Below are 21,054 nucleotides of genomic sequence, written 5' to 3'. Positions count from 1 at the left end.
ATGCTCTGCTGCGTGGCAGGCATGGCGGTGGCAGAGGAAAAGAACATCCTGGTCACCAGCGGCAGCGACCGGGCCACACCCATTGCGGTAGTGCCGTTCGGCCTGCAGGGCGGCAGCGTGCTGCCCGAGGACATGGCTGACATCATCAGCAACGACCTGCGCAATTCCGGCTATTACTCGCCGATCCCGAAGCAGAACATGATCAGCCAGCCGTCGCAGGCCAGCGAAGTCATCTTCCGTGACTGGAAAGCGCTGGGTGCCCAGTACGTGATGGTCGGCAGCATCGTGCCGTCGGGCGGTCGCCTGCAGGTGCAGTACGCGCTGTTCAACGTCGCCACCGAGCAGCAAGTGCTGACCGGCAGCGTGGCCGGCAGCACCGACCAGTTGCGCGACATGGCGCACTACATTGCCGATCAGTCGTTCGAGAAGCTCACCGGCATCAAGGGTGCGTTCTCCACCCGTATGCTGTACGTGACGGCCGAGCGTTTTTCCACCAACAACACCCGCTACACCCTGCAGCGTTCGGACTACGACGGTGCGCGTGCGGTGACCCTGCTGCAGTCGCGTGAGCCGATCCTGTCGCCGCGCTTTGCGCCGGATGGCAAGCGTATCGCCTATGTTTCGTTCGAGCAGAAGCGCCCGCGCATCTTCGTGCAGAACATCGATACCGGCCGCCGCGAGCAGGTGACCAACTTCGAAGGCCTGAACGGCGCGCCAGCCTGGTCGCCAGACGGTTCGCGCCTGGCGTTCGTGCTGTCCAAGGACGGCAACCCGGACATCTACGTGATGAACGTGGCGTCGCGCCAGATCAGCCGTGTTACTGCAGGCCCGGGTATCAATACCGAGCCGTTCTGGGGCAAGGATGGCAACACCCTGTACTTCACCTCCGACCGTGGCGGCAAGCCGCAAATCTACAAGCAGTCGGTTAGCGGTGGCGGTGCAGAACGTGTCACCTTCGTTGGTAACTACAACGCCAACCCGAAACTTTCCGCAGATGAGAAGACCTTGGTGATGATCCATCGCCAACAGGGTTTCACCAACTTCAAAGTCGCGGCACAAGACTTGCAACGTGGAAGTGTAAAGATTCTCTCGGAAACAAGTCTTGACGAGTCTCCCACTGTTGCGCCAAACGGCACCATGCTAATCTACGCCACCCGCCAGCAGGGCCGGGGAGTCTTGATGCTCGTGTCGCTTAATGGCCGCGTGAGGCTCCCACTTCCTACCGCTCAAGGCGAAGTCAGAGAACCGTCCTGGTCCCCTTACCTGAACTGATTGCGGCGTAATACGTTTTGCTTAACACACTGGGGTTTCATTAGGAGTTTCACGATGGAAATGCTGAAGTTTGGTAAATTCGCTGCGCTGGCTCTGGCCATGGCTGTAGCTGTAGGTTGCTCCTCGAAGGGCGGCGACAACGCTGGTGAAGGCGCTGCTGTCGATCCGAACGCTGGCTACGGTGCGAACACCGGCGCCGTTGACGGTTCCCTGAGCGAAGAAGCCGCCCTGCGCGCAATCACCACCTTCTACTTCGAATACGACAGCTCGGACCTGAAGCCAGAAGCCATGCGCGCTCTGGACGTTCACGCCAAGGACCTGAAGTCCAACGGCAACCGTGTTGTTCTGGAAGGCAACACCGACGAGCGCGGCACCCGCGAGTACAACATGGCTCTGGGTGAGCGTCGTGCCAAGGCCGTTCAGCGCTACCTGGTTCTGCAGGGCGTTTCCCCTGCTCAGCTGGAACTGGTCTCCTACGGTGAAGAGCGTCCTGTTGCCACTGGCAACGACGAGCAATCCTGGGCTCAGAACCGCCGCGTAGAACTGCGTAAGTAAGTTCTTATGCGTATGTGCCGCCGTGTAGTAACCGTCCTCGCACTCAGCCTGCCGCTTGCGGCCTGGGCTGAGATCCCTGTAGTAGATGACAACGCTGGCAGTTATCCGCCTGCGGGTTATGGCACGAGCGGCGCCTATGCCGGGGCAGGGGCTTCGGCCCCTGCCTCTGCACAGGGCCAGCTGTTCATGCAGCTGCAACAGATGCAGGACCAGCTTTCCCGCCAGCAAGGCATCATCGAAGAGCTGCAAAACGATGTGTCGCGCATGAAGCAGGAAAACCTGGAGCGATACCAGGACCTGGACCGTCGCATCAACAGTGGCGCCGCACCTGCCGCGACCCCTGACAATTCCTCCGGTGGTGGTGCTTCCAATGCCGCCCCGGGTGCAGCAGCCGGTGCTGCTGCGCAACAACCGGCCGCCAGTAGCGAGCCCGGTGATCCGGCGAAGGAAAAGCTCTACTACGATGCTGCTTTCGACCTGATCAAGCAGAAGGACTTCGACAAGGCCAGCCAGGCGTTCAACGCCTTCCTGCGCAAGTACCCCAACAGCCAGTACGCCGGCAATGCCCAGTACTGGTTGGGTGAGGTGAACCTGGCCAAGGGTGATCTGCCAGGGGCCAGCCAGGCGTTTGCCCAGGTCAGCCAGAAGTACCCGAAGCACAGCAAGGTGCCAGATTCGCTGTACAAGCTGGCCGACGTCGAGCGCCGCATGGGCCACACCGACAAGGTCAAGGGCATCCTGCAGCAGGTCATCACCCAGTACCCCGGCACCTCTGCCGCGCAACTGGCGCAACGCGACCTGCAAAAGCTCTAAGTTGTACTGTTGGTAAGAAACCCGCGCTTGTCGCGGGTTTTTTCGTTAGAATCAGTGCCCTTTTTTCGTAAACACGCTGTTGCGGATAACGCTTTGTCGAGTCCGCGGCAGTGCCTGAGGAGGCGGGCAGCCTGTTTAGCTGTCACGCCCGAGGCGATCATGCAAGACACATTACGCATCACCGAAGTCTTTTACTCGTTGCAGGGTGAAACGCGAACGGCCGGGCTGCCCACGGTATTCGTGCGCCTCACCGGTTGCCCCCTGCGCTGCCAGTACTGCGACAGTGCCTACGCGTTCAGCGGCGGCACCATTCGTACCCTCGATTCGATCCTTGAGCAGGTGGCCGGCTTCAAGCCGCGCTACGTATGCGTCACCGGTGGCGAGCCCTTGGCACAGCCCAACGCCTTGCCGTTGCTGCAGCGCCTGTGTGACGCCGGCTATGAGGTGTCGCTGGAAACCAGCGGTGCCCTGGATATATCCGGTACCGATACCCGCGTCAGCCGCGTAGTCGACCTGAAAACCCCGGGCTCCGAAGAGTCGCACCGTAACCTTTACCAGAACATCGAACACCTGACCCGTAACGATCAGGTCAAGTTCGTCATCTGTTCCCGTGAGGACTACGACTGGGCGGTATCCAAGCTGATCCAGTACAACCTGGCCGAGCGTGCCGGCGAAGTGCTGTTCTCGCCTAGCCACCACCAGGTCAACGCCAGTCACCTGGCAGACTGGATCGTTGCCGACAACCTGCCCGTACGCTTCCAGCTGCAGTTGCACAAGCTGCTGTGGAACGACGAACCCGGACGTTGATTGAGGAGCAAGAACATGACTGAGAAGCGCGCAGTAATCCTGTTGTCCGGTGGCCTGGATTCGGCCACGGTGGTCGCCATGGCCAAGGCCGAAGGCTACAGCTGCTACACCATGAGTTTCGACTACGGCCAGCGCCACCGCGCCGAGCTGAATGCTGCTGCCCGCGTTGCTCGCGACCAGGGTGTGGTCGAGCACAAGGTCATTGGCCTGAACCTGGACGGCATTGGTGGCTCGGCGTTGACCGACAGCAGCATCGACGTGCCGGAAGCCCCGGGCGAAGGCATACCGGTTACCTACGTGCCGGCGCGCAACACCGTGTTCCTGTCGCTGGCCCTGGGTTGGGCGGAAGTGCTGGAAGCGCGCGACATCTTTATCGGGGTAAATGCCGTGGATTACTCCGGTTACCCGGATTGCCGGCCCGAGTTTGTCGAAGCGTTCGAGCGCATGGCCAACCTGGCAACCAAGGCGGGTGTAGAGGGGCAGGGCTTCCGTATCCAGGCGCCGCTGCAGAACCTGAGCAAGGCGCAGATTGTGCAGGCCGGCATGGCGCGTGGCGTGGACTACAGCCTCACTGTCTCCTGCTACCAGGCCGATGATGATGGCCGCGCCTGTGGCAAGTGCGACAGCTGCCGCCTGCGCGCTGACGGCTTCAAGGCCGCCGGGGTAGAGGACCCGACGCGCTATTTTTGAAAAAATTCTGATGGAGTATTGATTTTTCGTTAGAAATCAGTATTATACGCGCCATCAAATGGGTCGTTAGCTCAGTTGGTAGAGCAGTTGGCTTTTAACCAATTGGTCGTAGGTTCGAATCCTACACGACCCACCATACGCAGTACGTCAAAGCCCGCTACCAGAAATGGTCGCGGGCTTTTTCGTTTTCCTTTTTCTGTAATGCCCTCATCGCCGGCAAGCCAGCTCCCACAGGATGCATCCAGGCCAAGCCCCACGCTGTACCTGTGGGAGCTGGCTTGCCGGCGAATGGGGCGCAAAGCGCCCCCGCTTATTCAGCCCACTCCGGGTCGCCAGTAAACACCACTGTCAGCCAACGGTCCGGCCCTTCACCGCCCACCGCATCACCAATCTCGTTCCGCCAGGCATCCCACTCATCGATGGTTTTCGCGCCCATGGCCTTTGGCACGATGAAATACAGCTCGATTTCCCGCGACCGCCCGACCTTGGCCACGTAGGCACGGTAGGACTGCAGTCCGTGGCGGGCCACGAAGTCCTTGGCGACCTCATCCACGTGCAGTCTCAAGTCGCCTGGGGTGACCAGGAATATTTCCGACAGCGCTTGGCGCACCACAGACATCGGCAACGGCACGATCACCAGGCACACCAGCGCCAGCACTGCCGGGTCGATGTACGGTGACACCCATTCCAGCGACGTCCCCTGCACCGCGTAGCCAAAGCAGAAGGCGATCAACAGCGCTGCGGTGATGCTGGCCGACATCACCCAGCCCTTGACGTCCATGCGCACGAAGTCCGACTGCAGCTTGCGGTTGGCGCGGGCCTCGACAACGGCGATGGTCACGCAGGCGATCACGGTCAGCACCGCGTAGACCATGGCAATGCCGAATTCAAGATGACGGCCGCCTTGCAACAGGCTGCCGACGGCGTTGATCAGCGCGTAGATGGCCACCCCACTGAGCAGTATGCCGTTGAGTGCCAGCACCATCGGCTCCAGGTGCCAGAAGCCCATGGTGAAGCGCTCGCGCAGCTTGCGCGACATCTGCACGCTGGTGGTGTGCGAGGTGATCAGTTTGACGACCACCAGTGACAACCCGCTCATGCTCGCGTCGACCAGTGAGTAGACACCGTCGAACACAATCGAGAAAGAGCCGGAGGCGATGCCGAAGCCGATGCCGATGGTGGCGATGAACAGCGTGACGGCGATCGAGGTGCGTAGCAGGCCCTGTTCGCTGGTGATGTCGAAGAAGGTGGATCTGTTTTGGGTTTGCATAAATTGTGCTCGGTTGAATCCATGGTGCGGTATTGCCGGTCAGGGCCCCTTCGCGGGTAAACCCGCTCCTACAGGTCCGTGCAAGACCCTGTGGGAGCGGGTTTACCCGCGAAGAGGCCCCCACAGACTAGACGCGGAATTGCTCCATCAGCGCCTGCTGCTGGTTGGCCAGGCGGTTCAGGTCCTGGCTGATTTGTGCCGATTCGTCGGCCTGGCCAGCCAGCGCTTCGGTAACATCGCGAATGCCGGCCACGTTGCGGTTCACCTCTTCGGCCACCGCGCTCTGCTCTTCAGCTGCCGAGGCAATCTGCAGGTTCATGTCGCTGATCACCGCCACCGCCTCGCCAATGCGTTGCAGCGCCGGCAACGCCTGCTCCATGCGCGCGACACTGTCCTGGGCCTGGCGCTGGCCTTCATGCATGGCCCCCACCACATCCTGGGTACCTTGCTGCAAGCCTTCGATGACCTGGCGGATCTCTTCCACCGAGACCTGGGTGCGCTGGGCCAGTCCACGCACCTCATCGGCGACCACGGCAAAGCCACGCCCGGCTTCGCCTGCGCGGGCCGCTTCGATGGCGGCATTCAGCGCCAGCAGGTTGGTTTGCTCGGCGATGGTGCGGATCACCTCCAGTACTGTGCCGATCTGCCCGCTGCGGCCTTCCAGCGCACGCGCTTCGTCCATGGCGGTGTTCATGCCGGCGGCCAGGCGGTCGATGCCCTGGCGAGTGCTGTCGATCAGTTGCAGGCCTTCCTGGCTGGCCTGGTCGGCGGCGCGTGCAGCCTGGGCTGCCTGCGAGGCGTTGTGGGCGACGTCCAGGGCGGTGGCGCTCATTTCGTTGGCCGCCGTGGCTACCTGCTCGATTTCACGATGCTGCTGCTGCATGCCATTGCTGGTCTGGCTGGCGATGGCGGCCGACTGGTCAGCGGTGTTGCGGGCTTCCTGCAGCGAGCCTTTGACCTGCGCGATGACCGGCTGCAGTTTGTCGAGAAAGCGGTTGAACCAGCCCGTGAGCTGGCCCAGTTCGTCCTGGCGGGCGTAGTCCAGGCGGCGGGTGAGGTCGCCTTCGCCGCTGGCGATGTCCTCCAGGCGCGCGGCCACGGCCAGGATCGGCCGGGTAACGCCACGTGCCGTCAGCCATACCAGCAGCAAACCGACCACGGCAGCGCCCAGGCCGGTCAGCAGGCCGGTGAGGTTGGCACTGTGGTTGTGCGCATCCAGGCGCTGGTTAAGGGCCACAGCCGGTGCCTGCAGCACGCTTTCGGGCAGCTCGAGCAACACCTGCCACGGGGTGGCGTCAGGGATCGGCGTGAACGGGTGCGCTACACGCAGCATCCCGTCGGCTACTGCCGGGTCCATGCGCTTGCCGAGCGTGCTGTCGTCACGGCTGTTGCCAGCCAGCAGACCGGCTGCGCTGGCAATACTCACCTGCCCCTGGCCGTCGAACAGCTCGCGGCGGCCATCAAGGCTCAGCTGCTGCAGGTTGGCCAGGCCGATGTCCAGGCCGACCACGCCGACCACCTTGCCGTGCTCCAGCAGGGGCAGGGCGATGCTGGTCATCAGTACCTGGCGGCCGTTGACCTCGTCGAGGTAGGGTTCGAGCATGCAGGTTCTGGCGGTATCTTGCGGGCAAGTCAGCCAGCGGTTTCTCGCCGCGCCATTGGTACCAATGCTGGCGTCGCCGAGCATCGCTTCCGGCATGGCTTCAAGCTCCAGGGTGCCGGGCTTGGGCTGTGACCAGTACAGCGAAAAGCGCCCGCTTTCATTGCTGCCCAGGGCCTCCTGGCCGAGGTGCTGACGGTCCTGCTGGTCCAGCGCATCGGGCTGGAACACCAGGTACAGGCCGATTACATCCGGGTTGCCGGCCAGGCTGGCGCGGGCCTGGCGCGTCAGCTCGGCGCGCAGATCGCTGCCGCCACGCGCCTTGAGTACCTGCACCAGGCGGGCAAAGCCATTGCCGTACTGGTAGGCGTCCATGAAGTAGCGCTGGATACGCAGCGCCTGGGTTTCGGCATGAGCCTGCAGGCGCTGGCGCGCGCTGCTGTCGAGCATGGCGGTGTTGGCCTGGTTGACCAGAGCAGCGCTGCGTCGCGCCTGGGTCAGGGACGTGGCCACCAGCAGGGCGACAATGGCCAGCAGGCACAGGCCGGCGAGCAGGGTGATCTTCCACTGGATGGAGAGGCGGCGCAGCGACATGAGGGCTTTCCTTTTCGATCAACGGCAACGCCCGCGATCAGGCGCGGGCGTTGTTGGCGGCGTGGGTCATTCGGCGACGTAGTTGGGTGGCGCCGCGCGGAAGGCCTTGGTCAGCCAGGCCAGGTAAGCCAGCCCGACCAGTGCCCAGATGCCGCCAAACATCAGCGAGTTCGCGTTCAGGTCCAGCCATAGCGACACAATGATGCAGAAGCCGATGGTGGGCAGTACCAGGTACTTCAACTGGTTGGCCAGGCCGCGGCGCTTGCCTTCGCGCAGGTAGCAGTGGTTGATCACCGACAGGTTGACGAAGCTGAATGCCACCAGCGCGCCGAAGTTGATGATCGACGTGGCGGTGACCAGATCGAAGAAGATCGCCGACAGCGAAATCAGGCCCACCACGGCAATGTTGAGCACCGGCGTCTTGTAGCGCGAGTGCAGGCGGGCGAACAGGCTGGCCGGGATCACGTTGTCACGGCCCATCACGTACAGCAGGCGCGACACGCTGGTTTGCGAGGCCAGGCCCGAGGCAATGGTGTTGATCACGGTGCAGGCAATGAAAATCGACTGGAACAGCTTGCCGCCAACGTACAAGGCAATTTCCGGCAGTGCTGCTTCCTGGTCGTGGAAGCGTGCCATGGTCGGGAAGTAGGCCTGGATGAAGTACGACACGGTGATGAACACCACGCCGCCGATCAGGGCGGTGAGGAAGATCGCCCGCGGGATGGTCTTGGCCGGGTCGCGGGTTTCTTCGGACAGGCAGGTGACCGCGTCGAAGCCCAGGAACGAGAAGCACAGGATGGTCGCTCCGGCAGCCAGGGCGCTCAGGTGGGTCTGATTGTCTGCAAATGGCAGCAGGCTCCAGGTGGTGCCCAGCCCTTCACCGTGGCCCAGGCCGCGCACGCACAGGTAGATGAATACGGCGATGATCGCTACCTGTACGCCGACGAACAGCAGGTTGAAGTGGGCTACCAGGTTTACGCTGCGCATGTTGATCAGGCTGATCAGGGTGACGAAACCCACGACCCATATCCACTCCGGCACTTCCGGGAACATCGCCGAGAGGTACAGCTTGGCCAGCAGCGCATTGACCATTGGCAGCAGCAGGTAGTCCAGCAGCGACGACCAGCCGACCAGGAAGCCCACGTGGGGGTTGATTGCGCGTTGGGTGTAGGTGTACGCCGAGCCCGATTGCGGGAAGCGTTTTACCAGCGTGCCGTAGCTCACCGCAGTGAACAGGATCCCGGCCAGCGCCAGGATGTAGGCGCTGGGCACGTGGCCGGCGGTAATCCCGCTGACGATGCCGAAGGTGTCGAACACGGTCATCGGGGTCAGGTAGGCCAGACCGATGATGATGACGTGCCAGAGGCGCAGCGTTTTACGCAATTGGCCGTTGCCGGAAGCGCTGTGGTCAGGCTGCATGCTGGCATGGCTCCTGCTGCGGGGCGTGAACGGCGGGCACGGGGGATTGCGCATGCGGCAAGGGCGAGCGGGTGGGCTCCATGTTGTTCACCTTTTATGTTGGAGCGGCGGGAGGCGCGGGGGGGAGCGCGCTAAGTGGTGAAAATAAAAAACGATGGGTAGGTTGGTGTCAAGTTAAACATGACAAGATGTTACTGAATTGAAATATTTATCGTTTTAAACCGGTATTTGTTCGGTTTTTGCGCGTTTTTTTGCGGTTTTGATCAATTGGTGTGTTCGTAAAAATTAACGAAGTCAGCTGAGCTTTTACTCATCTGTCAGACGCATCCGAATTGTCGGTTTTTCGCCCCGGGCCCGCGCCCGGCCCCGGCGGGGGTGATACTCTTCGCTCTCTGCGTGGCCTTGGCCGCCCTCGAAGCCCCTACGGACAGCAATCGGTTCTATTCATGAAGAAATCAGTTCGCATCCTCTCCGGCCTGGCTGTTGCCATTGCCGTCGCAACCACCGCTGGCGCCTGGTATACCGGCAAGCAGCTGCCGGCAGAGCTGGACAACGCCGTGGCTCGCAGCAACGCCGAACTCAAGAAGGCGCTGGTAAGTACCGGCGGCAGCATGAGCATCGAGCGGGTGTCGCTGGAGCAGCATTTCTTCAGCAGTACTGCCCGCTACCGGCTCAAGGCCCGCGACATCAACGTGGGTGAAGGCGAGGTTGTCAACTTCGACGTGGGCGTTACTGACCAGATCGAGCACGGCCCGTTCCCCTGGTCGCGGGTCAAGTCGCTGAAGCTGATGCCGGTACTGGCGGTCAGCAACAGCACGCTGGAGAAGGACGACACGACCGCGCCGTGGTTCGCCGCTGCGGGTGACAAGGCGCCGGTCAGTGCCCAGACCAGCCTGGGCTACGGTGGCGATGTGGTAAGCCAGGTCCAGTTGGCACCGGTCAAGCTCGACGAAGCGGATGGCAACAGTATCGACTTCTCGGGCATGCAGATGGAAGTCAGTGGTGACCGGGAGGGCAAAGCCTCGAAGTTTCATGGCCATGCGGACCGCTTCGTGATGAAGCTGGTGCGCGATGACCAGCCGCCTGCCACCTTCGAGCTCAACGGCCTGAAGGTCGGGGGTAACCTGGCCGCCACGCAGCACGACGCCATCTACGTGGGCAACGTCGATCTGCTGCTGGCTGAAGCCAAGGTCACCTTGGGGCCCAGGCAGCAGGTGCTGCTGATCAAGGGCTTTGAGCAGAACGCCCTGCAGGCCCTGGACGGCCCGGATACCGTAGGTGGACATGTCGAATACAAGGTGGGCGATATCACCTGGGATGGCCGTGCGGTGGGCAAGGCCCAGATGGCGGTGAGCATCGCCTCGGTCAACGCCCCGGCGCTGCAAGCGTTGTCGAAGTGGTACCAGGCGCACCTGCCGGAATTCGAGGCCGCCGCTGCCGCCGGCCAGTCGGTGCCGCAAATCCGGATGGACGAGGCCGAGAAGGCCAGGTTCCAGGGTGACTTGCATACGTTGCTGGCTGCCAAGCCCAAGGTGGCCGTAGAGAACCTGTCGTTCAGGACCGCCAATGGCGAAAGCCGCTTCGACCTGTCGATGAACTTCGCTGCCCCGACCAGCTTCGACTTGCCGCCCGACCAGTTGAGCAAGCAGTTGATCACCGAGGTGAAAGGCAAGCTGTCGCTGTCCAAGCCGATGATGGGCGACCTGGCGACCTTGCAGGCGCTGCTGGATGGCCAGACCGATGCCCAGGCGATCGCTGCGCAATCCAGCCAGGCTGGGGAGATGGTCGGCATGATGGCGCTGCAGAGCGGCATGGCCACCGTGCAGGGCAACGATGTGGTCAGCAGCCTGCACTATGCCGATGGCATGGTCGATTTCAATGGCCGCAAGATGACCGTGGAAGAGTTTGCCATGCTCATGGCCGCGCACCTGGCGGCGCTGTCGCCGCAGGGTTGATCGATTCTCCTGTCCCGGCCCCTTCGCGGGCACGCCCGCTCCCACAGGGTCTGCACAACTCCTGTGGGAGCGGGCGTGCCCGCGAAGAGGCCCGCACAGGCAACACAAAAACCCCTTTAGTAATCGCTGGATTATCTGTAGCCTTCGGCCTCCGATAATAATCCGTGCCCGCAGAGGGCCGTGGCGGCTTGTATGCCGTCCGGCACCCTTAGCCGATCTGCCAGGGCCGGGTGATACACTCGATTTGACGCGCACGCGCGCCTGCAGGTCCAGCGATCATGACCCAGATTTCAGAACGCCTGTTGGTTCAGGCCCACCTCGACGCCAAGCAGCCCAACCCGCTGACAGCCGAGCAGGAGGCCGAATACCGTGCGGCCATCGCTGCCGAGCTCAAGGCCCAGAACGCCGTGCTGGTTGCCCATTACTACTGCGACCCGGTCATCCAGGCGCTTGCCGAAGAAACCGGCGGCTGCGTGTCCGACTCGCTGGAAATGGCCCGCTTCGGAAAGAACCACGCTGCCGACACGGTGATTGTTGCCGGTGTGCGCTTCATGGGCGAGACAGCCAAGATCCTCACCCCGGAAAAACGCGTGCTGATGCCGACCCTGGAGGCCACCTGCTCGCTCGACCTCGGCTGCCCGGTGGAAGAGTTTTCGGCCTTCTGCGACCAGCACCCGGAACGTACCGTGGTGGTCTACGCCAACACGTCCGCTGCGGTCAAAGCCCGTGCTGACTGGGTAGTGACTTCAAGCTGCGCGCTGGAAATCGTCGAAAGCCTGATGGACAACGGCGAGACCATCATCTGGGGGCCGGACCAGCACCTGGGCCGCTATATCCAGAAGCAGACCGGCGCCGACATGCTGCTGTGGGACGGTGCCTGCATCGTTCACGAAGAGTTCAAGTCGCGCCAACTGGCCGACATGAAGGCGCTGTACCCGGACGCGGCCATTCTGGTGCACCCGGAGTCGCCAGAGTCGGTGATCGACCTGGCCGACGCGGTGGGCTCTACCAGCCAGCTGATCAAGGCGGCGCAAACCCTGCCGAACAAGACCTTCATCGTCGCAACCGACCGTGGCATCTTTTACAAGATGCAGCAGCTGTGCCCGGACAAGGAGTTCGTCGAAGCGCCCACCGCCGGTAACGGCGCGGCATGTCGCAGCTGCGCGCACTGCCCGTGGATGGCGATGAACACCCTGGAGCGGGTGCTGCATTGCTTGCGCAATGGTGGCGATGAAATCTTCGTCGACCCGGCGCTGGTGCCCAAGGCCATCAAGCCGCTGAACCGGATGCTGGACTTTACCCAGGCGGCGCGGCTGAAACTGTCCGGTAACGCCTGAGATTGCTGGGGCCGCTTTGCGGCCCTTTCGCGACACAAGGCCGCTCCTACAGGCGAATGCGATCCCGTGCAGGAGCGGCCTTGTGTCGCGAAAGGGGCGCAAAGCGCCCCCAAAATCCTCAGCGCCCCATCATTTCCCGAACCATGCGCTGCTGTTCCATGATCTCGCGCTGACGCTGGTCAATCTGCGAGGCCAGCGGGAAGTTGCCGCCCGCCCGGCGCTTGGCATAATCGAGCTGCTGGATCGCCTGGTCAAAATCCCCGACCAGAGTGAAATACTCGGCCCGCGCCCGGTGCAAACCGATGGTGTTGCCCGACAAGCCCCGTACTTCGGCCATGTCGTACCACACGTCCGGGTCATCCGGCCGGCTCTTGACCAGGTCGTTCAGCACCTTCTCCGCTTCGGCCGGCTTGTTCTGCTTCACCAGCAAATCGGCACGCACCTGTTTCAGCGGGTAATTGCCTGGGTACAGCCCCTGCATCCGCTCGGCCCGCTGCTGCGCGTCGGCCAGGCGGTTGTTGGTGATATCCAGGTCGATCTGCGCCAGGTTGTAGGTGATGTCGTTGGGTGCCTTGGCGAGCAGCGGCTTCAGCAGCTCGCGTGCTTCGTTCAACTGGCCGCCCTTGATCTGCGCCAGGGCCAGGCCATAACGCGCGGCGTCGAGCTTGGGGTCCTCGTCCAGCTGGGCGCGGAAGCGCTTGGCGGCCAGCCCCGGTGTGCCCTCGTAGGTCAGCGCCACCCGGGCGCGAATGAGCTGGTAGCGTGCGGTGTCCTCGACGCCGCCTTTGGGCGCCTGGTCGGCGCGGTTGCGGGTGTCGGCGATACGCGATTCGGTAACGGGGTGGGTCAGCAGAAATTCCGGCGGCTTGGCGTCATAGCGATACTGGCGTGCCAGGCGTTCGAACATGGTCGGCATGTTGCGCGGGTCATAGCCGGCCTTTTCCAGGTTCTGGATGCCTATGCGGTCGGCTTCCTGTTCATTCTGCCGCGAGAAGCGCCGTTGTTCCTGAATGGCCGCCGCCTGGGTACCGGCAATCATGCCGATACCTGCATCGCCAGCGCCGCCCGCCGCCAGCACGATGCCTGCCAGCAGCGCCGCCATCATCGGCAATTGCATGCGTTGCTGGGCCTCGACGCCGCGGGCGAAGTGGCGTTGCGACAAGTGCGCCAGTTCGTGGGCCAGCACCGAGGCGTACTCGCCTTCGGTCTGCGCGTTGAGGAACAAACCGCCGTTGACCCCGACAATGCCACCCGGGGCGGCGAAGGCGTTGAGCTCGCGGCTGTCGATGAGGATGAACTCCAGGCGCCGGTCCTGCAGCTGGCTGGTCTCGGCCAGCTTGTACACGCTGGTTTCGACGTAGTCCTTGAGTTGCGGATCGTTCAGCTGGTTGACCTGGCCGCGCAGCAGGCTCAGCCAGGCGCGGCCCAGCTGGTGCTCCTGCTGCGGCGAGACGATCGCGGAACTGGCGTCCCCCAGCGATGGCAGGTCGTCAGCATGGCCGGGAAGGGCCAACAGGCAGGCCAGCGTCAGCAGGGTAGGGCGCAGTAGATTCATGCATGAAGCTCGCGTCGGTCAAAGATACCTACTGTAGCGGGCTCACACGTTGGCGACCAGTGGCGCTATTCTAGCCGGCCCGAACAAACGGCAGCCCGGCAATGCCATTGGAGAGCCCTGCGATGAGTGACACCCCGACCTGCGACGCCGAACTGGACGCCAGCGGGCTGAATTGCCCCTTGCCGTTGCTCAAGGCCAAGATGGAGCTCAACCGCCTGCCCAGCGGCGCAGTGCTGAAGGTGATCGCCACCGACGCCGGGTCCCAGCGTGACTTCCGCACTTTCGCCCGGCTGGCCGGTCATACGCTGCTGCGGGAAACGGCCGAGGCCGGCACCTACACCTACTGGCTGCGCAAGGCCTGAGTCTTACCAAGGATCGTCAATGTTCAAAGTGCTTCGCGACTGGATGCAGCGCTACTTCTCCGATGAGGAGGCAGTGGTGCTGGCGGTCCTGCTGTTCCTGGCCTTTACCGCAGTGCTTACCCTGGGCGGCATGCTCGCGCCGGTGCTGGCGGGCATGGTGCTGGCGTTTCTGATGCAGGGGCTGGTCAACGCCCTGGAGCGCCTGCGCGTACCCACGCGGTTGGCGGTGATGCTGGTGTTCGCCCTGTTCATGGGCGCACTGGCGGTATTCATGCTGGTGCTGGTGCCGCTGCTGTGGCACCAGCTGATCACCCTGTTCAACGAGCTACCGGGCATGCTCGGCAAGTGGCAGTCGCTGCTGTTGCTGTTGCCCGAGCGCTACCCGCACCTGGTGTCGGACGAGCAGGTGCTGCATGCCATCGAGTCGGTGCGCGGTGAAATCGGCAAGTTCGGCCAGTGGGCGCTGACCTTCTCGCTGTCCAGCTTGCCGCTGCTGGTCAACGCCATGATCTACCTGGTGCTGGTGCCGATCCTGGTGTTCTTCTTCCTCAAGGACCGCGAGCTGATCGGGCGTTGGGTCAGCGGCTACCTGCCGCGCCAGCGCGCCCTACTGAACCGGGTGGGCAGCGAGATGAACCGGCAGATTGCCAACTACATCCGTGGCAAGGGCATCGAAATCCTGATTTGCGGCATTGCCACCTACATCGCCTTCATCAGCCTGGGGCTCAACTACGCCGCGCTGCTGGCGTTGCTGGTGGGGTTGTCGGTGGTGGTGCCTTACGTGGGGGCGGTGGTGGTGACCGTGCCGGTGACCTTGATCGCGTTGTTCCAGTGGGGCTGGGGTGACCAGTTCATCTACCTGATGACGGTGTACGCGATCATCCAGGCGCTGGATGGCAACGTGCTGGTACCGCTGCTGTTCTCCGAGGCGGTGAGCCTGCACCCGGTGGCGATCATCTGCGCGGTGCTGCTGTTTGGCGGGCTATGGGGGTTCTGGGGGATTTTCTTTGCCATCCCGCTGGCGACGCTGATCAAGGCGGTGCTGGATGCCTGGCCGCGGCAGGAGCCTAGCGTTTCGCCAATGCTGTGATTGTTGGGGCCGCTTTGCGGCCCTTCGCCGGCAAGCCAGCTCCTACACCGACCTCATCGCATTCAAGCCCTGTGCATTGCCTGTGGGAGCTGGCTTGCCGGCGATGGGCTGCAAGGCAGCCCCATCAATCTCAAGCCTTGTTCAGGGCTTGGGCAGCAGCCAGAACGGCATCCACATGCCCGGGTACTTTCACCCCACGCCACTCCTGGCGCAGCACACCGTCCTTGTCGATCAGGAAGGTGCTGCGGTCAACGCCCATGTATTCCTTGCCATACAGCTTCTTCAGCTTGATCACGTCGAACAGCTGGCACAGCGCCTCGTCCTTGTCGCTGATCAGCTCGAACGGGAAGCCTTGCTTGGCCTTGAAGTTCTCGTGCGACTTGATGCCGTCGCGCGAAACGCCGAACACCACGGTGTTGGCTGCGGCAAAGGCATCATGCTGGTCGCGGAAACCCTGGCCTTCGGTGGTGCAGCCCGGGGTGCTGTCCTTCGGGTAGAAGTACAGCACGACTTGCTGGCCCTTGAGTTCGGCCAGGCTGACGGCCTGCCCGCTGGTGGCCTGGGCCTGGAAGTCGGCAACGGGTTGGTCGAGTGCTACAGCCATGGTCGGTTTCCTTACATCGGGTTCTGTGGGCGCCATGGCTCGATCAGCGCATCGAGGTTCAAGGCATCGGCAAAGTCCAGGAACTGGTCACGCAGCCAGCTGATCTGGGTGCCGGCCGGCAGGATCACGGTGAACTGGGCATTGAGCATGCTGCTGCCGGTTTGCGGCGCCAGGTAGGTGTCGCAGGTCATGGCTTCGAGCTCGACGCGGTGGTCGAGGAAGAACTGGCACAGCTCGTTGATGATGTCCGGGCGATAGGCAGCGCTGACGTAGGCCACGTAAGGCAGGGCCTGGGGGCGCACCTCCTGGTCGGCGCTGCGCACCACGTCAAGGGTCAGGCCATGTTTTTTGCCCAGGCTCGGCAGCGACGCCTCAAGGCGGGCCAGGGCGTCCCAGCTGCCGCCAACCTGCAGCACCAGGGCGCTGGTCTCGCCGTGGCGGCTCAGGCGCGAGGTGACCACCGCGCAGCGGTTTTCGAAGGCAGCGCGGCTGAGGACGTTGGCCAGCTCCATGGGGTTGGGGCCCAGGGCACTGATGACAAGAAATTGTTCGCGGACGGTGGGGGTGGACATGCAGCATTCCTAAAGCGATGAGCGGTCGGCACAGGACGGGCGAAAGCCTCCTGTCGGCAGGGCCCGGGGCTCGCATGCGAGGTCGTGGACGCTGGCGGGGAGCAAGGTCGACGGCCCGGCGGGCCGCGCTGCACCGATCAAAGGGGCAAGGGTAGCGAAATAAGCCGCCGAGGGGAATGCTCCGCCCGCCTGCTTCGCTTGTGCAAGGCCGATGCCCCCAGTACCATTACCGCTCTCTTTTTCCGGCAGGAGCAGTTACATGATTGCGGGCAGTATGGTGGCACTGGTCACACCCATGGATGCACAAGGGCGTGTTGACTGGGGCAGCCTCGACAAACTTGTAGACTTCCACCTGGAAAACGGCACCCACGCAATCGTTGCGGTCGGCACCACCGGTGAGTCCGCCACGCTGGATGTCGAAGAACACATCCTGGTCATCAAGCACGTGGTCGAGCGCGTCAAGCGCAGCAAAAAACCGATCCCGGTCATCGCCGGCACGGGTGCCAACTCCACTGCCGAAGCCGTGCACCTGACCCAGAACGCCAAGAATGCCGGCGCCGACGCCTGCCTGCTGGTAGTGCCGTACTACAACAAGCCGACGCAAGAAGGCCTGTACCTGCACTTCAAGCACATCGCCGAAGCTGTCGACATCCCGCAGATCCTCTACAACGTACCCGGCCGCACCTCCTGCGACATGCAGGCCGAGACCGTGATCCGCCTGTCGACCGTGCCCAACATCATCGGTATCAAGGAAGCCACCGGCGACCTGGTCCGTGCCAAGGCCATCCTTGACGGCGTCAGCAAGGACTTCATCGTCATGTCCGGCGACGACCCGACCGCCGTCGAGCTGATCCTGATGGGCGGCAAGGGCAACATCTCCGTTACCGCCAACGTCGCCCCACGCGAAATGGCCGATCTGTGCGAGGCCGCCCTTGCGGGCAATGCCGAGAAGGCCCGCGCAATCAACGAAAAACTCATGCCGCTGCACAAAGACCTGTTCTGCGAAGCCAACCCGATTCCGGTGAAATGGGCGCTCGTCGAGATGGGCCTGATGCAAAAAGGCATTCGCCTGCCACTGACCTGGCTGAGCGAAGGCTGCCACGAAAAAGTCCGTACTGCCTTGCGCCAGTCCGGCGTACTGGTTTAAGAGGAAGTACACCGCATGAAGCGACTGGCTGGTCTTTCCGCCCTTGCCCTGATTATCTCCAGCACCAGTGGGTGTGGCTGGCTGTGGGGCGAGGATGGCTATTTCCGCGACCGCGGCAGCGATTACCTGCAGGCGCACCCCACCGCGCCGATGCAGTTGCCGCCGGACGCCAGCAGCGTCAAGCGGCTTGACCCGCTGCTGCCTATTCCGCGCAACGTCGCCGATGACAGCGCAACCGGCGAGTTCGAAGTGCCGCGCCCGCAGCCGCTGACCGGCGGCGCCCCGGTGACCGACTACAGCCTGCAGCGCAGCGGCAGCAGCCGTTGGGTGCTGGCCCAGCATTCGCCGGCCGAAGTCTGGCCGGTGGCCCGCCAGTTCTTCGAGGACAACGGCTTCCGCATTGCTGAAGAGCGCCCGCAGACCGGTGAATTCAACACCACCTGGCAGCGCTTCGATGAGCTGTCGGCATCGCTCGGCCAGCGCCTGGCCAGCACCGCCAGCAGCGCTGACAGCGAAGTGCGCGTACGTGTGCGCATGGAGCCTGGCGTGCAGCGCAACACCTCCGAGGTGTATGTGGTCAGCGTCGAGCGCCCGGCCGGCAGCACTGCCGAGCCTGCGTTCCCGTCCACTTCCGCCAACACCGGCGCCGATGCGCTGCTGGTCGACGAAATGCTTGCCAGCATGAACCGCAGCGCCGAGAAGGGCGGTTCGGTGTCGCTGCTGGCCGCGCGCGATTTCGACGCGCCAAGCCGCGTCAGCCTCAGCGAAGACGGCAGTGGCAACCCGGTGCTTTACCTTGGTGCCGACCTGGACCGCGCCTGGTCCGGCGTGGGCCGTGCCCTGGAGCAGGGGGGCGAGTGGCGTGTCGAGGACATCAACCGCAGCCTGGGCCTGTACTACATCAACCTGTCCGAAAAGCCTGACGACAAGCAGAACCAGCCTGGCTTCTTCAGCCGCCTGTTCGGCAGCGAGGCGACCAAGGAAGAGCGTGAAGCCCGCGCCGAGCGCTACCAGGTGCGCCTGAGCAAGGTGGGTGAGAGCGTGCAGGTCACGGTCGAGAAAAACATCAACACCGTGGCTCCGGCCGATGTCGCCCGCCGCGTGCTGAGCGCCATCCAGGACCACCTGGGCTAAGTGCGCTTCGCGGTACTCGGAAGCGGCAGCCAAGGGAACGGCACGCTGATCGCCAGTGGTGACACGTTCATCCTGGTCGATTGCGGCTTTTCCCTGCGCGAGACCGAGCGGCGCCTGGCGCTGCTCGGGGTGTCGCCGGCGCAGCTCAGCGCAGTCGTGGTCACTCACGAGCATGCCGACCACGTGCATGGCGTGGGTTTGCTGTCACGGCGCTACAATGTACCGGTCTACCTCAGCCAAGGGACCTTGCGCGGCATGCGCAAGCCGGTGGAGGTGGCCGGTTTTCTCGCTTGTGGCGAAGCCCTGCGCATCGGCAGCCTGGAAGTCACCGCCGCGCGGGTCGAGCACGACGCCTTTGAACCGTTGCAGTACGTAATCGGCGACGGCCAGCGGCGCTTCGGCATGCTCACCGACCTGGGCTCGTACGACACGCTGTTGCTGGAGCGTTACCAGGGCCTGGATGCGTTGCTGATCGAGGCCAACCACTGTCGCGACCTGCTGGCACGCGGTCACTACCCGGCCTTCCTGAAGCGGCGGGTAGGTGGCATGCAAGGGCATTTGAACAATCATCAGGCCGCGCGCCTGGTGCACGAGTTGGGCTGGAGCAACCTGCAACACCTGGTGCTGGCCCACCTCAGCAGCAAGAACAACCTGCCACACTTGGCCCGCCAGTGCTTCGTCGACACCCTTGGGTGCGACCCGGACTGGCTCCAGGTGGCGAATCAGGAACACGGGCTCGACTGGCGCGAAATCGCCTAGCCCAACACCTCAAGCAAGCGGAGCCCAATCATGGAAAAACGCGACGAACTCTACCGCGGCAAGGCCAAATCGGTTTACAAGACCGATGACGCCGACCGCTTGATCCTGCTGTTCCGTAACGACACTTCGGCGTTCGACGGCAAGCGCATCGAACAGCTCGACCGCAAAGGCACGGTGAACAACAAGTTCAACGCCTTCATCATGCAAAAGCTCGAAGAAGCCGGCGTGCCGACCCAGTTCGACAAGCTGCTGGGCGACAACGAGTGCCTGGTGAAGAAGCTGGACATGATCCCGGTCGAGTGCGTGGTGCGCAACTACGCCGCCGGCAGCCTGGTCAAGCGTCTGGGCGTGGAGGAGGGCATCAAGCTGGAGCCGTCCACCTTCGAGCTGTTCCTGAAGAACGACGAGAAGGGCGACCCCTTCATCAACGAATCCCACGTTGTCGCGTTCGGCTGGGGCACCGCCGAGCAGCTGGTGGAAATGAAAAAGCTGTCGCTGAAGGTCAACGAAGTGCTGACCAAGCTGTTCGATGACGCCGGCCTGCTGCTGGTCGACTTCAAGCTGGAGTTCGGTGTGTTCCACGGCCAGATCGTGCTGGGCGACGAGTTCAGCCCCGACGGCTGCCGCCTGTGGGACAAGGAAACCCGCAAGAAGATGGACAAGGACCGCTTCCGCCAGGGCCTGGGCGACGTGATCGAAGCCTACGAAGAAGTTGCCAAGCGCCTGGGCGTGCCGCTGTAAGCGACGCGTTCACGCAAGCGCCTGATACCACGCGACTTTTTTTAAAAAAAAGTTTGCGTTTCAAAAGAACGCTGGTATGATGCGCGGCATTGGAGAGATGCCGGAGTGGTCGAACGGGACGGATTCGAAATCCGTTGTACTGGCAACAGTACCTAGGGTTCAAATCCCTATCTCTCCGCCATACAAGATCAAGCCCCTGGAAGCGAAAGCTTTCAGGGGCTTTTTCGTTGTGCGTGTCGCCAAATAGCTGGCGGTCATCAGCCCCATTTGCGCGGTCCGAGCCTAAGAGGAAGCGGGGAGCTTCTTGAGCGGTCTGACGGTGAGCTCTACACCCAAGGCAAGCATGAGTTTCTGAATAGTAGTGAAACGAGTTTTATCGCCGCCCTTCAGGGTTTTATAGAGAGATTCCCGATTGACGCCTGCGTCTTGCGCAAATTGATTCACACCCTTGGCTTTTGCCAGCATCAGGTAGCGGGTCGAGCCCGTTCGTACGAAGTGTGTCCGATAATCGGCGCACAAACGGGCTTTGGGTCAATGCCAGTCAGTTAAGCAATTGGGGCCGCTTTGCGGCCCATCGCCGGCAAGCCAGGCTCCCACAAATACGGCGCATGGCTTGAGTTCGATGCGGTCTGGGTGGGAGCTGGCTTGTAAGCGTTCCGGCAATACATCTTGCGGTCTATTTTCAGATACGAGCGTGTTTGGGCCATTGATATACATCAGACCCTTCACGACCCAAGTTGGAGTGCGGGAATGTCACACGGTGCCAGTGCTTACGGCA

General features: G+C 62.8%; 19 protein-coding genes, 2 tRNA genes and 2 pseudogenes. 15 read left to right on the top strand and 8 right to left on the bottom strand.

Features of this window, described 5'->3' with window-relative positions:
• The 6 genes from tolB to AC5O5R_RS21030 all read left to right on the top strand — a co-directional run bounded on the left by tolB (nucleotide 1) and on the right by AC5O5R_RS21030 (nucleotide 4,273).
• Entirely contained in the window at nucleotides 1-1,272 is a 1,272-nt protein-coding gene (gene tolB, locus AC5O5R_RS21055; RefSeq protein ID WP_218583460.1) for a Tol-Pal system beta propeller repeat protein TolB, read from the top strand.
• Nucleotides 1,273-1,326: 54 nt separating this feature from the next.
• On the top strand, nucleotides 1,327-1,827 hold the full coding sequence (pal, locus tag AC5O5R_RS21050; protein WP_012273762.1) for a peptidoglycan-associated lipoprotein Pal: 501 nt from the start codon (nucleotides 1,327-1,329) through the stop codon (nucleotides 1,825-1,827).
• 6 nt (nucleotides 1,828-1,833) lie between these two features.
• Nucleotides 1,834-2,640, top strand: coding sequence for a tol-pal system protein YbgF (gene ybgF / locus AC5O5R_RS21045; protein WP_172219375.1), 807 nt, complete (start codon nucleotides 1,834-1,836; stop codon nucleotides 2,638-2,640).
• Nucleotides 2,641-2,799: 159 nt separating this feature from the next.
• Complete coding sequence (gene queE / locus AC5O5R_RS21040; RefSeq protein ID WP_172219377.1) at nucleotides 2,800-3,447, top strand: 7-carboxy-7-deazaguanine synthase QueE; 648 nt, start codon at nucleotides 2,800-2,802, stop codon at nucleotides 3,445-3,447.
• Between the two features lie 15 nt (nucleotides 3,448-3,462).
• Nucleotides 3,463-4,137 carry a 7-cyano-7-deazaguanine synthase QueC gene (gene queC / locus AC5O5R_RS21035; protein WP_494514736.1) on the top strand — a complete coding sequence of 225 codons (675 nt, stop codon included), beginning with the start codon at nucleotides 3,463-3,465 and terminating at the stop codon, nucleotides 4,135-4,137.
• A 60-nt stretch (nucleotides 4,138-4,197) separates the two neighbouring features.
• Nucleotides 4,198-4,273 (top strand) — tRNA-Lys (locus AC5O5R_RS21030).
• Between the two features lie 174 nt (nucleotides 4,274-4,447).
• Here the strand turns inward: AC5O5R_RS21030 and AC5O5R_RS21025 are convergent.
• The 4 genes and pseudogenes from AC5O5R_RS21025 to AC5O5R_RS21010 all read right to left on the bottom strand — a co-directional run bounded on the left by AC5O5R_RS21025 (nucleotide 4,448) and on the right by AC5O5R_RS21010 (nucleotide 9,020).
• Nucleotides 4,448-5,407, bottom strand: a complete 960-nt coding sequence (locus AC5O5R_RS21025; RefSeq protein ID WP_172219389.1) for a cation diffusion facilitator family transporter — start codon at nucleotides 5,405-5,407, stop codon at nucleotides 4,448-4,450.
• Between the two features lie 127 nt (nucleotides 5,408-5,534).
• Nucleotides 5,535-6,290 (bottom strand): methyl-accepting chemotaxis protein, encoded by a 756-nt coding sequence (locus tag AC5O5R_RS21020; RefSeq protein WP_372242406.1) that lies wholly within the window; start codon nucleotides 6,288-6,290, stop codon nucleotides 5,535-5,537.
• Between the two features lie 102 nt (nucleotides 6,291-6,392).
• Nucleotides 6,393-7,382, bottom strand: a pseudogene (locus AC5O5R_RS21015) (methyl-accepting chemotaxis protein); the annotation flags it as partial.
• Between the two features lie 285 nt (nucleotides 7,383-7,667).
• The gene (locus AC5O5R_RS21010) at nucleotides 7,668-9,020 is read right to left on the bottom strand and encodes an APC family permease (protein WP_172219393.1); all 1,353 of its coding nucleotides are present in this window, start codon (nucleotides 9,018-9,020) and stop codon (nucleotides 7,668-7,670) included.
• A 446-nt stretch (nucleotides 9,021-9,466) separates the two neighbouring features.
• On the opposite strand from AC5O5R_RS21010, the gene AC5O5R_RS21005 reads away from it, so the two are divergent.
• A complete protein-coding gene (locus tag AC5O5R_RS21005) occupies nucleotides 9,467-10,975 on the top strand; it encodes a YdgA family protein (RefSeq protein ID WP_172219395.1) in 1,509 nt (502 codons plus the stop codon).
• A gap of 278 nt (nucleotides 10,976-11,253) precedes the next feature.
• The gene (gene nadA / locus AC5O5R_RS21000; protein WP_172219397.1) at nucleotides 11,254-12,312 is read left to right on the top strand and encodes a quinolinate synthase NadA; all 1,059 of its coding nucleotides are present in this window, start codon (nucleotides 11,254-11,256) and stop codon (nucleotides 12,310-12,312) included.
• Nucleotides 12,313-12,430: 118 nt separating this feature from the next.
• Here nadA and AC5O5R_RS20995 read toward each other — a convergent pair whose 3' ends face one another.
• Nucleotides 12,431-13,867 carry a M48 family metalloprotease gene (locus AC5O5R_RS20995; protein WP_172219399.1) on the bottom strand — a complete coding sequence of 479 codons (1,437 nt, stop codon included), beginning with the start codon at nucleotides 13,865-13,867 and terminating at the stop codon, nucleotides 12,431-12,433.
• A gap of 122 nt (nucleotides 13,868-13,989) precedes the next feature.
• Here AC5O5R_RS20995 and AC5O5R_RS20990 point away from each other — a divergent pair, with 122 nt between their 5' ends.
• Both AC5O5R_RS20990 and AC5O5R_RS20985 read left to right on the top strand, forming a co-directional pair.
• Entirely contained in the window at nucleotides 13,990-14,229 is a 240-nt protein-coding gene (locus AC5O5R_RS20990; RefSeq protein WP_172219401.1) for a sulfurtransferase TusA family protein, read from the top strand.
• Between the two features lie 19 nt (nucleotides 14,230-14,248).
• The gene (locus AC5O5R_RS20985) at nucleotides 14,249-15,319 is read left to right on the top strand and encodes an AI-2E family transporter (protein ID WP_016488640.1); all 1,071 of its coding nucleotides are present in this window, start codon (nucleotides 14,249-14,251) and stop codon (nucleotides 15,317-15,319) included.
• A gap of 130 nt (nucleotides 15,320-15,449) precedes the next feature.
• Here AC5O5R_RS20985 and AC5O5R_RS20980 read toward each other — a convergent pair whose 3' ends face one another.
• Entirely contained in the window at nucleotides 15,450-15,923 is a 474-nt protein-coding gene (locus tag AC5O5R_RS20980; RefSeq protein WP_172219402.1) for a peroxiredoxin, read from the bottom strand.
• Nucleotides 15,924-15,934: 11 nt separating this feature from the next.
• The gene (locus AC5O5R_RS20975; protein ID WP_172219404.1) at nucleotides 15,935-16,495 is read right to left on the bottom strand and encodes a glycine cleavage system transcriptional repressor; all 561 of its coding nucleotides are present in this window, start codon (nucleotides 16,493-16,495) and stop codon (nucleotides 15,935-15,937) included.
• 259 nt (nucleotides 16,496-16,754) lie between these two features.
• Here AC5O5R_RS20975 and dapA point away from each other — a divergent pair, with 259 nt between their 5' ends.
• The 5 genes from dapA to AC5O5R_RS20950 all read left to right on the top strand — a co-directional run bounded on the left by dapA (nucleotide 16,755) and on the right by AC5O5R_RS20950 (nucleotide 20,457).
• Nucleotides 16,755-17,642: a 4-hydroxy-tetrahydrodipicolinate synthase gene (gene dapA, locus AC5O5R_RS20970; RefSeq protein WP_172219405.1), complete on the top strand. Its 888-nt coding sequence runs from the start codon at nucleotides 16,755-16,757 to the stop codon at nucleotides 17,640-17,642.
• A gap of 15 nt (nucleotides 17,643-17,657) precedes the next feature.
• Nucleotides 17,658-18,776 (top strand): NlpB/DapX family lipoprotein, encoded by a 1,119-nt coding sequence (gene bamC, locus AC5O5R_RS20965; RefSeq protein WP_172219407.1) that lies wholly within the window; start codon nucleotides 17,658-17,660, stop codon nucleotides 18,774-18,776.
• On the top strand, nucleotides 18,777-19,535 hold the full coding sequence (locus AC5O5R_RS20960; protein ID WP_494514735.1) for an MBL fold metallo-hydrolase: 759 nt from the start codon (nucleotides 18,777-18,779) through the stop codon (nucleotides 19,533-19,535).
• Between the two features lie 30 nt (nucleotides 19,536-19,565).
• Nucleotides 19,566-20,276: a phosphoribosylaminoimidazolesuccinocarboxamide synthase gene (purC, locus tag AC5O5R_RS20955; RefSeq protein ID WP_016498342.1), complete on the top strand. Its 711-nt coding sequence runs from the start codon at nucleotides 19,566-19,568 to the stop codon at nucleotides 20,274-20,276.
• Between the two features lie 91 nt (nucleotides 20,277-20,367).
• Nucleotides 20,368-20,457, top strand: a tRNA-Ser gene (locus AC5O5R_RS20950).
• A gap of 101 nt (nucleotides 20,458-20,558) precedes the next feature.
• On the opposite strand, the pseudogene AC5O5R_RS20945 reads toward AC5O5R_RS20950, so the two are convergent.
• Nucleotides 20,559-20,738, bottom strand: a pseudogene (locus AC5O5R_RS20945) (addiction module antidote protein); the annotation flags it as partial.
• Nucleotides 20,739-21,054: the final 316 nt, after the last annotated feature.

This window comes from Pseudomonas sp. 8_5_2 (genome assembly GCF_059295255.1).
This window is presented reverse-complemented; position numbering and strand designations above follow the sequence as displayed.

Excerpts from the sequence above, each read along its gene's own strand:
- tolB (WP_218583460.1), top strand. The coding sequence starts at position 1 with ATGCTCTGCTGCGTGGCAGGCATGGCGGTGGCAGAGGAAAAGAACATC.
- pal (WP_012273762.1), top strand. The coding sequence starts at position 1,327 with ATGGAAATGCTGAAGTTTGGTAAATTCGCTGCGCTGGCTCTGGCCATG.
- ybgF (WP_172219375.1), top strand. The coding sequence starts at position 1,834 with ATGCGTATGTGCCGCCGTGTAGTAACCGTCCTCGCACTCAGCCTGCCG.
- queE (WP_172219377.1), top strand. The coding sequence starts at position 2,800 with ATGCAAGACACATTACGCATCACCGAAGTCTTTTACTCGTTGCAGGGT.
- queC (WP_494514736.1), top strand. The coding sequence starts at position 3,463 with ATGACTGAGAAGCGCGCAGTAATCCTGTTGTCCGGTGGCCTGGATTCG.
- AC5O5R_RS21025 (WP_172219389.1), bottom strand. The coding sequence starts at position 5,407 with ATGCAAACCCAAAACAGATCCACCTTCTTCGACATCACCAGCGAACAG.
- AC5O5R_RS21020 (WP_372242406.1), bottom strand. The coding sequence starts at position 6,290 with ATGCAGCAGCAGCATCGTGAAATCGAGCAGGTAGCCACGGCGGCCAAC.
- AC5O5R_RS21010 (WP_172219393.1), bottom strand. The coding sequence starts at position 9,020 with ATGCAGCCTGACCACAGCGCTTCCGGCAACGGCCAATTGCGTAAAACG.
- AC5O5R_RS21005 (WP_172219395.1), top strand. The coding sequence starts at position 9,467 with ATGAAGAAATCAGTTCGCATCCTCTCCGGCCTGGCTGTTGCCATTGCC.
- nadA (WP_172219397.1), top strand. The coding sequence starts at position 11,254 with ATGACCCAGATTTCAGAACGCCTGTTGGTTCAGGCCCACCTCGACGCC.
- AC5O5R_RS20995 (WP_172219399.1), bottom strand. The coding sequence starts at position 13,867 with ATGAATCTACTGCGCCCTACCCTGCTGACGCTGGCCTGCCTGTTGGCC.
- AC5O5R_RS20990 (WP_172219401.1), top strand. The coding sequence starts at position 13,990 with ATGAGTGACACCCCGACCTGCGACGCCGAACTGGACGCCAGCGGGCTG.
- AC5O5R_RS20985 (WP_016488640.1), top strand. The coding sequence starts at position 14,249 with ATGTTCAAAGTGCTTCGCGACTGGATGCAGCGCTACTTCTCCGATGAG.
- AC5O5R_RS20980 (WP_172219402.1), bottom strand. The coding sequence starts at position 15,923 with ATGGCTGTAGCACTCGACCAACCCGTTGCCGACTTCCAGGCCCAGGCC.
- AC5O5R_RS20975 (WP_172219404.1), bottom strand. The coding sequence starts at position 16,495 with ATGTCCACCCCCACCGTCCGCGAACAATTTCTTGTCATCAGTGCCCTG.
- dapA (WP_172219405.1), top strand. The coding sequence starts at position 16,755 with ATGATTGCGGGCAGTATGGTGGCACTGGTCACACCCATGGATGCACAA.
- bamC (WP_172219407.1), top strand. The coding sequence starts at position 17,658 with ATGAAGCGACTGGCTGGTCTTTCCGCCCTTGCCCTGATTATCTCCAGC.
- purC (WP_016498342.1), top strand. The coding sequence starts at position 19,566 with ATGGAAAAACGCGACGAACTCTACCGCGGCAAGGCCAAATCGGTTTAC.